The sequence below is a fragment of the Streptomyces sp. V3I7 genome, assembly GCF_030817495.1.
In the GTDB taxonomy this organism is placed as follows: Bacteria; Actinomycetota; Actinomycetes; order Streptomycetales; family Streptomycetaceae; genus Streptomyces.
Genome location: NZ_JAUSZK010000001.1, coordinates 2,241,907 through 2,253,753, shown reverse-complemented (window position 1 = coordinate 2,253,753; position 11,847 = coordinate 2,241,907). Strand labels below are relative to the sequence as shown.

Here is an 11,847-nt window from a genome sequence, read left to right as displayed (position 1 = left end):
CTGACAACCGGCCCCGCCTGCTGCTCGCGCTCGTGCTCTCGGCCCTGTTCATGGCGGTCCTCGACGTCTTCATCGTGAACGTCGCGGCCCCCACCATCGGTTCCGAACTCCACGCCTCCGGCGCCGACTTGCAGCTGGTGGTCGCCGGATACGCCATCACCTACTCGGTGCTCCTGATCACCGGCGCACGGCTCGGCGACCGGTACGGCCACGGCCGGGCCCACCTCGCCGGACTCGCCCTGTTCACCGCCGCCTCCCTCGCCTGCGGCCTGGCCCAGGGCGCCACCGAACTGATCGTTTTCCGGCTGGTACAGGGCGCCGGATCGGCCGTGATGATCCCGCAGGTGCTCAGCCTGCTCCAGCGCACCTTCACCGGCGAGGCCCGCGTCCGGGCGCTCGGCGCCTACTCGGCCGTCCTCGCCGTCGGTGCCGCGGCCGGGCAGATCGTCGGCGGCGTCCTGGTCGGCGCCGACCTCCTGGGCACCGGCTGGCGCCCGGTGTTCCTCGTGAACGTGCCGGTCGGCGTCGCTCTGCTCGTCCTCGGCCGCCGCGTCCTGCCGCGGGACGGCGGCGCCGGCCGGGAGCGGGCGCGCGGCCTCGATGTACCGGGCCTGGTGCTGCTCGGCGCGGCCGTGTCGCTGCTGACCGTCCCGCTGGTGCTCGGGCAGGAGGCGGGCTGGCCGCGGTGGACCTGGCTGTCGCTGGTGACCGCGGCCGTCCTGTTCGCCGTGTTCTGCGGGTACGAGACCCGGCTGGCCCGCCGCGGCGGCGCCCCGCTGATCGCGCCGCGCGTGCTGCGCCTGCCCGGCATGGGCCTGGCCGTCGTCCGCATCATGGCCGTCATGGCGGTCAACGCCGGCTTCCTGTTCACGCTCACCCTGCACGTCCAGGCCGGCCTCGGCTACAGCGCGCTGCACGCGGGCCTCGCGTTCGCGCCGACCGCCCTCGTCTTCGGAGCGGTCGGCCTGACCTGGCGACGCTGGCCCGTCTCCTGGCAGCGTGCGCTGATCCCCTGCGGGTTCGCGCTCACCGCGCTCGGCACGGCCGGGGTCGCGGCGGCGTTTGGAGGCGGCGGTGACGGGGGAGCAGCGTTGTACGTCGCCTACCTCGGCGTGGGAGTCGGACTGTCGCTCGCCTTCAGCCCCACGCTCACCCGCGCGCTCGCAGCGGTGCGCCCCGAGGACGCGGCGGACGCCAGCGGGCTGCTGGCCACGGTCACGCAGCTCGGCCAGCTGATCGGTGTCGCGGTTTTCGGCACACTGTTCCTGAACCGGCTTGAGTCGCTCGGGGCTCCGGGGGCGTATACCTCTGCGGAGGCGCTCTCGGTGTGCCTGTGGGCGATGGCCGGGACGGCCGCGGCGGCCGCCGTGTCCGGACTGGTACGAAGGCGTCGCTGACCGTATTGGTCTGGCCGTGGCAGAATCAAACGGCCGGAAGGGGGCGCGGCCCGACGGGAGGGAGCAGTGATGCCTGCGAGCATCCTCGAGGAGGTCGGCCACCTCCTCGGCGGGGCGTCGAAACGGGGCACGGCCACCCGTCTCAGCTGCCCTTCCTGCGGATCCGCCCATGTGGCCCAAGTCCTCGGCGACAACGGGGGGATCTCCTACGTGTGCACGGCCTGCGGCCACAGCTGGAGCTGATCGATGGGTGCACACAGGAGGAAGTGCGACTGGTGCGGCAGCGGCACGCCCATCGTCCGTGACATGGAGCCGATCAACCCCGACTACCAGTACTGGTGCGAGGAATGCGCACGGGCGCTGATCATAAAAGGCGACCCGATCGAGACCTACCGTGAACTGGACGGGGAACCGATCTACGGTCGCCTTCTCGAAGAGCACTGCACGCTCAAGCGGTTCTACTCATTCGTGACGGCCTGACCTCCGCCGCCTCGGGCACCCCGGCCACCTCGGCCGGGCCCCGCCCCGAGGCAGCGGTGAGCACCAAGAAGGCGCAGCCCACCACCCCGTAGAGCATCGACAGCGTCAATTCGAGCGCGTTCTGGTGCAGTTCGGGCCGACCGTAGCTGTGTGGCACCCACCACAGGGCGTACGAGCAGAACACCAGCAGCGCGCCCAGGGCGGCCGCGCGGAGCCCGCTCGTCCACAGCACCAGCACCAACGGCACGCACCACACCCAGTGGTGCGACCACGACACCGGACTGACCAGCAGTGCCGTCACCGCGCACGCGGTCACCGCCCACGCCCGCTCGCCCCGCAGTTCGGCGGCGACCGCCACCGACAGCCCCGCCACGGCCACTAGGACGGCCAGCGCGAACCAGGGGGCGCCCGGCTCCGGCGTGTGCAGCAGCCGCGCCACCACACCGCGCAGGGCCTGGTTGCCGGTCTCCTCGGCGTACCCGACCCGGCTCGTGCGGAACACCATCTCGGTCCAGAACCGCCAGGAGTCGTACGGCAGGACGGCCGCCGCGAGCAGCGTCGCCCCGGCGAACGCGCCGACCGCCCCGCGCGCGTGACGCAGCCACGGGCCTCCGCCGGCGCCCCGGACGTACGCCGCGAGACCGGTGGCGGCCAGGAAGATCACGAACAGTCCGGGCGTCAGCTTGATCGCCGCGGCAAGCCCGAGACCGACCCCGGCCCAGCGGGCCCGGCCGGCGGGGGAGCGATGGGCCAGGTCCCACATCACCAGGACGGCGATCAGCAGATTGATCTGCCCGTAGCGCAGCGTCGTCCACACCGGCTCGCACCACACGACCACCGCCGCGCCCCAGAGCGTGCTCTCCACGCGCGCGTGCCCTACGAGTTTCAGCGACAGGTGGACGAGCGCGACGAGGAGGGCGAGGTTCCCGGCGGTGGCCAGCGTCCGCATGGTCCCCGTGCCGAAGAGCGTCAGCGGGGTGAACAGCAGGGCCGCGAACGGGGGATACGTCGCCGGAAGCTGGGCATAGGTCGTCCGTAGGGCGTAGAGATCGCCGCCCGCGCGGACGGTCGCCCCCTCCGCCCGGTACACCATGAGGTCGAGCATCGACACGTCGGCGGCCCGCTGCGCGGCCCAGAAGGCCACGAAGGAGAGCAGGCACGCCCCCAGGGCGACCGGCACGCGACGGTGGACTGCGGAGAACCTGATCACCGACATGAGGGCCGACATTAGGCCCTTATCGGTGCGGAGCGGAAGCGATTTGGCAAGGTCCCGGGGCGGCCGTGTAAAGTTGCCGTCGTCGCCGGGGGAACCGGGCGGCGCACCGTGAGGGGCTATAGCTCAGTTGGTAGAGCGCCTGCATGGCATGCAGGAGGTCAGGAGTTCAATTCTCCTTAGCTCCACAGAAGTCGAAGGCGGACCATCCGGACAGATGGTCCGCCTTCGGCGTTGCGTGGGTCACATGCCGGTGGGGCTGGGTGCCCATCCGCGTGAGCCGAGGCACCCGTAGGACCGTGTAAAGTTGGCGTGGCCGCCGGGGGAACCGGGCGGCGCGCCGCGAGGGGCTATAGCTCAGTTGGTAGAGCGCCTGCATGGCATGCAGGAGGTCAGGAGTTCAATTCTCCTTAGCTCCACAGAAGTCGAAGGCGGACCATCCCGATGGATGGTCCGCCTTCGGCGTTCAGCGGCCTAGGGCCCGGCGACCGCGGCCCTGGGAGAGGACCGGAAGGTTGCGCGACGGCGCCTGCCCGCGCGTGTCCTCCTCGAGCCGCAGCGCCAGCGCCGGGCAGCGGCGCACCGCGCGCAGCGCCTTGGCCTCGGCGTACTGCGGCACCTGCGCCTGGGCGACGGTCGGGAATCCGTCCGCGCCCAGCTGGAAGACCTCCGGGAGGATGTCCGCGCACAGGCCGTGGCCCCGGCACAGCGTCCAGTCGACGTAGATCTTCTGGCGGCTCCCGCCCGCCTCCTGAGCCGCCGCGTCACCCATGGCACCCGCGCCGCCGTAGCCGCCCTCGAAGAGCGGCAGAACGCCCTCCACGGGCCGTCCGCAGCCGCTTCCCAGGACATGGGCGGCGAGGTCGTCGGTGAACGCCTTGACGGTGGACTCCAGGAACATCGCGGAGCCGTCCGGGTGCGAGCAGGCGCCGCGCCGCTTCACGTTCTTCGCGACCTGCTTGAGCGCCTCCAGCGCGGCCGGACCGCCTCCGTTCAGGATGTCCTCCAGCCCGCGCGCGGCGGCCGGCAGGCCCAGGTAGCAGGGGCCGCACTGCCCCGCGCTCTCCTCGGCCAGCCACTGGGCCACCCGCAGCGACTCGCCCAGCGGACAGGTCTCCTGGCTGATCGGCAGGATGGCGCCCGCTCCGAGCGAACCGCCCACCGCGTCCAGCGAGTTGCGGGAGACGATGGCCTCCTCGACCGTGGCCGCGTCGATCCACTTGCCGTGGTAGCCGCCGGTCAGCACGCCCTGCGGGACCGGCGGCGCACCGGCCAGTTGCAGGACGTAGCGCAACGGCACGCCCGTGGGGACCTCGATCACCATCGGGCGGGCGACCGCGCCGGAGACCGTCAGCATGACGGTGCCCGGCTCGTCGTACAGGCCGGTGTTGCCGTAGCGCTCCGGGCCGATGCGGGCGGCGATCGCCAGCTGCGCGAACGTCTCGGCGTTCGACAGCAGCGTGGGCGCGCCGCCGACGCCGCTCTTGGACGCGCTGACCTTGCGGCCGGGCGGGATCGCCGGGCCGCCGTCGATCGAGCGGATCACCGACGCGGCGGCGCCGGTGACCATGCGGATCGGATTGCGCTGCACCCACGCGCGGAGCGCGGATCGGCGGCTGTTGCTGAGGCCGCGTTCGGCGAGCGCGGCCTCCATGGAGCGCTGCGTCGACTCACGGGTGACCCCCACCACGAGCGTGCGGGCACCCATCGCCTCGGCGCACAGCAGCGCCCCGTCCAGGATGAGGTGTGGGGCACGGTTGATGAGCACCGTGTCCTTGCGGCAGGCCGGTTCGTCCTCGCTGCCGTTGACGACGACGACCGGCCGTACGCCGCGCTTGATCGCCGCTTCGGCGACCGAGCGCAGCTTCTTGTGGAAGGGGAACCCCGCGCCGCCGCGGCCCTTCAGGTTGATGCTCTCGGCGAGCTTGGCGAGTTTCTCGCCGCCCACCGGGTCGAGCGGCCCGTGCACCCTGAGGTGCATGGGCAGATCAAGTCTTTCGACAAGGTCGAAGCCCGACGTGAGCTGGGGAAGCCCGACGACGCGGACTTCCGGGACGTCGGGCAGGGCCTCGTTCACCTATGGCCTCCGGAAGGCATGTTCCAAGGTTCGCCCGGACCCGGCGCGTCGTAGGGCGCACCGGGCGATGGATCAGTGGCGGGACCGCTGTTGTACGTGTCGTTCGGGTTGTACGTGCCGTAGAGGGTGTTCGTCTCAGCGGTGCCGCGGACGTCGCTGTCCGGGTAGGCGCCGGTGCCGGCCGCGCCGTAGACGGGAATGCTGTGGCCGGTGTCCCGGAGCGGGTCGTACACCGAGCGCGGCGCCTCGCCGACCGGCGGCGGGGACGGGACCGGCCAGCTGCCCGAGGTGCTGGAGGGGCCGCCGTCCACGCGCGCGAAGACCTCCGTGGCCTCCATTGGGCGGTCCATACGTGCGTTCCGTTCGCTCCCCGAGGGCTGCTGCGGGACCGTGGACATGGCCCGGTAAGCGGCCGCGAAGCCGGCCCCGGGCCGGGGCACCGGGGTGTCGTACGGCGGGGCCGGGGTGCTCGGGGAGGCCGCCGCGAACGACGGCTGCCGCTCGTAGCCCGGCAGGGCGGACATCGTCTCGCGGCCCCGGGAGCGGCTCGCTTCCCTCTCGTCCAGGTCCCGGCGCTCCGAGGGGCCCATGAACGACACGAGGCGGTCGGCGACCCGCCGTTTGACGGGACGCGGCGCCGCGCGCAGCGCGAGGGCGGCCATGACGCCGAGCAGGCACAGGCTGTAGAGGATCACGAAGACCGGCTTGGCCTGCCGTCCCGCGTACAGGCCGTGCACGAGGGCCGCGCCCCAGGCGGGGTAGGCCAGCATGTGCATGGCCCGCCAGCGGGCGGCGACCGGGGCGGGGGAGGCGAAGTTGCTGCGCAGGGCGCCGGTGACCCCCACGAAGATCATCAGCAGGCCGGCCGCCGAGCCGAGCCCGATCAGGCCGGCGCTCCCGGTGACGCCGAGGGAGAAGGGGATGATCGCGGCGATCAGCACGGTGTGGTCGAGCGCGATCTTCGTGGTGATGTGCAGCAGCAGGAACGCGATCGAGGCGACCGCCGTCGTCCGGTGGACCGCCTGGCCGACGATCCGCTGGCGCGTGTTGAGGACGATCCGGTCCTGCGCGACCAGGCCCCAGATCACCGAGCAGCTGAGCGAGACGAGGGACAGCACGCCCGCACCGAAGTTCAGGAAGTCGCGGAACGGGCCGTCTCCGATCAGCACGATCACGGGTATCAGTAACAAGGCGAAGGCGGTCGCCACCCCGTAGGCCGACCGGCCCGGTTTGGGGAGCGAACCGTGACTACGACGAGGATTCATGGGGGCAACTCCGAGCGGTTCGGGAAAGCGGTCCCGCTGCCGAGACTCTAAGCGGCGCCATACCGATCAGTACGTGGTTTGAGTTATTGCGCTGTTATCAAATGACAATGCGGTTGTTGTGATGTCCTTTAGCGGGTGGTACGCGAAGTAACCTTTGAACTTGGTTCAGTTCTTGGTTCAGATCTTGTTCGGCCAACCAGGCATACGGAAGCGCGTCGCCTCGTGCTCAAGGGCTGCGGTACCCTAACGCCATGCGTGCCGTACGCCTTCTGCTTAGCGGGCCGCGCTGATCAGTCCCGACCCTCGCGAAGTCGAGTGGCCGGCATCGGCGCGGCGTCCCCTCCTGTGCGAGGGGCTTTTTCGTTTCTTGGATGTCACAGCCGCAGGCAGAGACGATCGATGGAGCTTTGAGGATCATGAGCGAGACGAACCCCGCCGCCACCGCCGAGGTGACCGCGCCGCACCGCTACACGGCAGCCGTGGCCGCCGAGATCGAGGCACGCTGGCAGGACGTCTGGGACGCCGAGGGAACGTACGCCGCGCCGAACCCCACCGGTGACCTGGCCGGCGACCCCGCGACGGTGGCCAAGCCCAAGAAGTTCATCATGGACATGTTCCCGTACCCCTCCGGTGCGGGTCTGCACGTCGGCCACCCCCTGGGTTACATCGCCACCGACGTCTACGCCCGGTTCCAGCGCATGACCGGCCACAACGTCCTGCACACCCTCGGCTTCGACGCCTTCGGCCTGCCCGCCGAGCAGTACGCCGTGCAGACCGGCACGCACCCGCGCGTGTCCACCGAGGCCAACATCGAGAACATGAAGGCCCAGCTGCGCCGGCTGGGCCTGGGCCACGACAAGCGCCGGTCGTTCGCCACGATCGACCCGGAGTACTACAAGTGGACCCAGTGGATCTTCCTGCAGATCTTCAACTCCTGGTACGACGACGAGGCGAACAAGGCCCGCCCGATCTCCGAACTGATCGCCCAGTTCGAGTCCGGTGACCGCACCGTCCCCGGCCACACGCGCGCGTGGAACGAGCTGACCGCCGCCGAGCGCGCCGACGTCCTGGGCGAGTTCCGCCTGGCCTACGCCTCCGACTCGCCGGTCAACTGGTGTCCCGGACTGGGCACCGTGCTGGCCAACGAGGAGGTCACCGCCGACGGCCGCTCCGAGCGCGGCAACTACCCCGTCTTCAAGGCCAAGCTGCGCCAGTGGAACATGCGCATCACGGCCTACGCCGACCGGCTGCTGGAGGACCTGGAGGAGCTGGACTGGCCCGAGGCCATCAAGCTGCAGCAGCGCAACTGGATCGGCCGCAGCGAGGGCGCCCGCGTCGACTTCCCCATCGACGGCGAGCGCATCACCGTCTTCACCACCCGCCCCGACACCCTGTTCGGCGCGACCTACATGGTGCTGGCCCCCGAGCACCCGCTGGTCGAGAAGTTCACCCCGGCCGCCTGGCCCAAGGGCACCCACGAGGCGTGGACCGGCGGCCACGCAACCCCGGCCGAGGCCGTCGCCGCGTACCGCGCGCAGGCCGCCTCGAAGTCCGACGTCGAGCGCCAGGCCGAGGCCAAGGACAAGACCGGCGTCTTCACCGGCGCGTTCGCCACCAACCCCGTCAACGGCGAGCCGGTCCCCGTCTTCATCGCCGACTACGTGCTGATGGGCTACGGCACCGGCGCGATCATGGCCGTCCCGGGCCACGACACGCGCGACTTCGCCTTCGCGCGCGCCTTCGAGCTGCCGATCCGCTGCGTCGTCGAGCCGTCCGACGATCGCGGTACCGACCCGTCGACCTGGGACGACGCCTTCGTCTCCTACGACGCCAAGCTGGTCAACTCCTCCAGCGACGACGTGAAACTGGACGGCCTGGGCGTCGTCGACGCCAAGGCGCGCATCACCGAGTGGCTGGAACGCAAGGGCATCGGCGAAGGCACCGTCAACTTCCGCCTGCGCGACTGGCTGTTCAGCCGCCAGCGCTACTGGGGCGAGCCCTTCCCGATCGTCTACGACGAGGACGGCATCGCCCACGCGCTGCCCGAGTCGATGCTGCCGCTGGAGCTGCCCGAGGTCGAGGACTACAGCCCGCGCACCTTCGACCCCGACGACGCCGACACCCAGCCCGAGACGCCGCTGTCGCGCAACGAGGAATGGGTCAACGTCACCCTGGACCTGGGCGACGGGCGCGGTCCGCGCAAGTACCGCCGCGAGACCAACACCATGCCCAACTGGGCCGGTTCCTGCTGGTACGAGCTGCGCTACCTGGACCCGCACAACGACCGAAAGCTGGTCGACCCCGAGATCGAGCAGTACTGGATGGGCCCGCGCGAGGGCCAGCCGCACGGCGGTGTCGACCTGTACGTCGGCGGCGCCGAGCACGCCGTGCTGCACCTGCTGTACGCCCGCTTCTGGTCCAAGGTCCTGTTCGACCTGGGACACGTCTCCTCCGCGGAGCCGTTCCACAAGCTGTTCAACCAGGGCATGATCCAGGCCTACGTCTACCGCGACAGCCGCGGCATCGCCGTGCCGGCCGCCGAGGTGGAGGAGCGCGACGGCGCGTACTACTACCAGGGCGAGAAGGTCAGCCGCCTGCTGGGCAAGATGGGCAAGTCCCTGAAGAACGCCGTCACTCCGGACGAGATCGCCGCCGAGTACGGGGCGGACACCCTGCGCCTGTACGAGATGGCGATGGGCCCGCTGGACGTCTCCCGCCCGTGGGACACGCGCGCGGTCGTCGGCCAGTTCCGCCTGCTGCAGCGGCTGTGGCGCAACATCGTCGACGAGGCCACCGGCGAGGTCACCGTCACCGACGCCGCGCCCGACGAGGACACGCTGCGCGCCCTGCACAAGGCGATCGACGGCGTGGGCCAGGACCTGGAGGGCCTGCGCTTCAACACCGCCATCGCCAAGGTCACCGAGCTGAACAACCACCTGACCAAGGCCGGCGGCGCCCTGCCGCGCTCCGTCGCCGAGACGCTGGTGCTGATGATCGCACCGCTGGCCCCGCACATCGCCGAGGAACTGTGGCGCAAGCTGGGCCACACCGACTCGGTCGTCCACCAGGACTTCCCCGTCGCCGACCCGGCGTACGTCGTCGACGAGACCGTGACCTGCGTCGTGCAGATCAAGGGCAAGGTCAAGGCCCGCCTGGAGGTGCCGCCGTCCATCTCCGACGAGGAGCTGGAGAAGGTGGCCCTGGCCGACGAGCGGGTCGTCGCCGCGCTGGACGGCGCCGGGATCCGCAAGGTGATCGTCCGCGCGCCGAAGCTGGTGAACATCGTTCCCGCGTAACGGCGTGAGCGTGAGGGCGTGAGCACGGCCTCCGGGTAGTCCCCTACGGGCAGGTTCCGGGTTCTGTACGGGCAGGTTCGGGGTTCCGATGGAACTCCGGGCCTGCCCGTTGCGTTTACCGTGGAGAGCGCAGCGGATCGTGCCGGGCAGGCCGGAGGAGGAGCATCGTGGACGTCGTGATCACAGTCTTCGCACTGCTCTTCCTGCTCTTCGTGGGCCTCGGCACCTACGCCACGGTCAAGGCCGTCGGCGCCGCCAAGCAGGGCGTCGACCGGACCATCACTCAGGCGCGCCGCACGGTCGAGGACCACACGCTGCGCGCCAAGTCCTTCGCCCAGCCGGGCCCCCTCGGCGAGATCGCCCAGCTACGGCTCGGCCTGCGCACCTCGATGCGCGCCACCCAGGACGCGCTGGGCGCGGGTGCCCCGCGCGACGAGTCGCTGAAGGAGTCCCTCGGCCTCTTCGAGCGCCTCAGCGTGCACGGGCAGGAGCTGGACGGCGACCTCAAGCGCCTGGAGAGCGAACCGGACCGCGCCACGCTCGCGGCCCGGCTGCCCGAGCTGCGCCGCCGCACCGAGCGCATCACCCGGTCCGCGGACTCCCTGCGCTGGGCCGTCCGCGACCGCGCCCACCGCTTCGCCGACGATGACCTGGACGCCCTGAGCGCACAGATCGACGTCGAGACCGGCGCCCTGCGGCACTGGCAGCGCACGGAGCCCGCGCCGGAGCCGCAGCCCTGGCCGGAGACGCCGCACTCCCGCCCGGCCGGTGACGAACCGGCCCCCGCGGCCATCACCCCGCCCGGCCCGAGCCCCGAGTACCCCTGGCTGGGGAACGGGCAGAAGAAGGCCCGTCCCGAGAGCAGCAGATGATCCGGACCGCACGGACCGTCCGCACCGCATCGACGGTCCGGGAGCAGGTGGGAGGGGCCGGTCTGCCGCCGGGACGCTACGCCAGGTAACCTCCAGCTCATGTCCCGCCATGTCGCGATCGTCACCGATTCAACGGCCTACCTGCCGCCGCGGACGATGGTGCGTCACGGCATCACCGCAGTGCCCCTGACCGTCGTCCTCGGCGACGAGGCATTCGAAGAGGGCACCGAGATCTCCACCCGCTCCCTGGCCCAGGCCCTCCAGAAGCGGGACCCCGTCACCACCTCGCGCCCCAGCCCTCAGACGTTCGCGGAGACCTACCGCAGGGTCGCCGAGTCCGGCGCCACCGGCATCGTCTCGCTCCACCTCTCCGCCGAGCTGTCCGGCACCTACGACGCCGCCGTCCTCGCGGCCCGCGAAGCGCCGGTGCCGGTGCGGGTGGTGGACACCGGCATGGTCGCCATGGCCCTCGGCTTCTGCGCGCTCGCCGCCGCCGAGGTGGCCGAGGCCGGCGGCACCGTGGACGAGGCCGTGACCGCCGCCGAGAAGCGGGCCGCGGGCACCTTCGCGTACTTCTACGTCGACACGCTCGACTATCTCCGCCGCGGCGGCCGCATCGGCGCCGCCCAGGCACTGCTCGGCTCCGCGCTCGCCGTGAAACCGCTGCTCCAGCTGGACGGCGGCCGCATCGAACTGCTGGAGAAGGTCCGCACCGCGTCGAAGGCCATCGCCCGCCTCGAGGAGATCGTCGCCGAGCGGGCCGCCGGCGCCGAGGTCGACATCGCCGTCCACCATCTCGCCGCCCCCGACCGGGCATCGGCCCTCGCCGACCACGTGCGCACCCGGGTACCGGGACTGGCCGACCTGCATGTGAGCGAGGTCGGAGCGGTGATCGGGGCACACACCGGGCCGGGGCTGCTGGGCGTCGTGGTGTCGCCGCGCTGAACCTGCGTCGGGGGCCGGTCGGCGTGGTGTTCGTGGGCCGGCTCACTCGTGTGAGTGGCCGAGTTATCCACAACTGGGCCGTGGTCCCCGGAAATTGACCAAGATCATCGCGATGTGGCGAGATGTCCGATCCTCGGCGCATGGCACTTCGATCACGTACACGCACAGCGGCCGCGACCAGCGGCCCGGGCCGCCGCCCCGGCCTCCGACGGCCGCGCCGGCCACCGCCGTTCCGCACCACGACACCGCGTCAGGAACCACCGTCACGCATCGGCGGGTGAGCTGCGCCGCCGGGCGGAGCT

9 protein-coding genes and 2 tRNA genes are annotated in these 11,847 nt (G+C 71.3%); 8 read left to right on the top strand and 3 right to left on the bottom strand.

Going from position 1 to position 11,847, the window contains the following annotated elements; translation table 11 throughout:
- Positions 1 to 32 precede the first annotated feature (32 nt).
- The 3 genes from QFZ74_RS10545 to QFZ74_RS10535 all read left to right on the top strand — a co-directional run bounded on the left by QFZ74_RS10545 (position 33) and on the right by QFZ74_RS10535 (position 1,877).
- Positions 33 to 1,397 carry an MFS transporter gene (locus QFZ74_RS10545; RefSeq protein ID WP_307624104.1) on the top strand — a complete coding sequence of 455 codons (1,365 nt, stop codon included), beginning with the start codon at positions 33 to 35 and terminating at the stop codon, positions 1,395 to 1,397.
- A gap of 69 nt (positions 1,398 to 1,466) precedes the next feature.
- Positions 1,467 to 1,640, top strand: coding sequence for a hypothetical protein (locus tag QFZ74_RS10540; protein WP_307620548.1), 174 nt, complete (start codon positions 1,467 to 1,469; stop codon positions 1,638 to 1,640).
- Between the two features lie 3 nt (positions 1,641 to 1,643).
- Complete coding sequence (locus tag QFZ74_RS10535) at positions 1,644 to 1,877, top strand: hypothetical protein (protein WP_307620547.1); 234 nt, start codon at positions 1,644 to 1,646, stop codon at positions 1,875 to 1,877.
- Here QFZ74_RS10535 and QFZ74_RS10530 read toward each other — a convergent pair.
- Positions 1,846 to 3,093, bottom strand: a complete 1,248-nt coding sequence (locus QFZ74_RS10530; protein WP_307620546.1) for a glycosyltransferase 87 family protein — start codon at positions 3,091 to 3,093, stop codon at positions 1,846 to 1,848. The genes QFZ74_RS10535 and QFZ74_RS10530 overlap by 32 nt on opposite strands.
- A gap of 112 nt (positions 3,094 to 3,205) precedes the next feature.
- On the opposite strand from QFZ74_RS10530, the gene QFZ74_RS10525 reads away from it, so the two are divergent.
- A tRNA-Ala gene (locus QFZ74_RS10525) sits at positions 3,206 to 3,278 on the top strand.
- A 158-nt stretch (positions 3,279 to 3,436) separates the two neighbouring features.
- Positions 3,437 to 3,509 (top strand) — tRNA-Ala (locus QFZ74_RS10520).
- Between the two features lie 47 nt (positions 3,510 to 3,556).
- Here QFZ74_RS10520 and QFZ74_RS10515 read toward each other — a convergent pair.
- Positions 3,557 to 5,167: an NADH-quinone oxidoreductase subunit NuoF family protein gene (locus QFZ74_RS10515; protein WP_307620545.1), complete on the bottom strand. Its 1,611-nt coding sequence runs from the start codon at positions 5,165 to 5,167 to the stop codon at positions 3,557 to 3,559.
- Positions 5,164 to 6,432 carry a cytochrome b/b6 domain-containing protein gene (locus QFZ74_RS10510; protein WP_307620544.1) on the bottom strand — a complete coding sequence of 423 codons (1,269 nt, stop codon included), beginning with the start codon at positions 6,430 to 6,432 and terminating at the stop codon, positions 5,164 to 5,166. Before QFZ74_RS10510 ends, QFZ74_RS10515 begins: the two co-directional genes overlap by 4 nt.
- Positions 6,433 to 6,848: 416 nt before the next feature.
- Here QFZ74_RS10510 and leuS point away from each other — a divergent pair, with 416 nt between their 5' ends.
- From leuS to QFZ74_RS10495, 3 genes are all read left to right on the top strand, one after another.
- Entirely contained in the window at positions 6,849 to 9,728 is a 2,880-nt protein-coding gene (gene leuS, locus QFZ74_RS10505; RefSeq protein ID WP_307620543.1) for a leucine--tRNA ligase, read from the top strand.
- 167 nt (positions 9,729 to 9,895) lie between these two features.
- A complete protein-coding gene (locus QFZ74_RS10500) occupies positions 9,896 to 10,600 on the top strand; it encodes a hypothetical protein (protein ID WP_307620542.1) in 705 nt (234 codons plus the stop codon).
- Positions 10,601 to 10,699: 99 nt separating this feature from the next.
- Positions 10,700 to 11,545 (top strand): DegV family protein, encoded by an 846-nt coding sequence (locus QFZ74_RS10495; protein WP_307620541.1) that lies wholly within the window; start codon positions 10,700 to 10,702, stop codon positions 11,543 to 11,545.
- Positions 11,546 to 11,847: the final 302 nt, after the last annotated feature.

Coding starts and splice junctions, on each gene's coding strand:
- QFZ74_RS10495 (WP_307620541.1), top strand. CDS start 10,700: ATGTCCCGCCATGTCGCGATCGTCACCGATTCAACGGCCTACCTGCCG.
- QFZ74_RS10510 (WP_307620544.1), bottom strand. CDS start 6,432: ATGAATCCTCGTCGTAGTCACGGTTCGCTCCCCAAACCGGGCCGGTCG.
- QFZ74_RS10535 (WP_307620547.1), top strand. CDS start 1,644: ATGGGTGCACACAGGAGGAAGTGCGACTGGTGCGGCAGCGGCACGCCC.
- QFZ74_RS10540 (WP_307620548.1), top strand. CDS start 1,467: ATGCCTGCGAGCATCCTCGAGGAGGTCGGCCACCTCCTCGGCGGGGCG.
- QFZ74_RS10530 (WP_307620546.1), bottom strand. CDS start 3,093: ATGTCGGTGATCAGGTTCTCCGCAGTCCACCGTCGCGTGCCGGTCGCC.
- leuS (WP_307620543.1), top strand. CDS start 6,849: ATGAGCGAGACGAACCCCGCCGCCACCGCCGAGGTGACCGCGCCGCAC.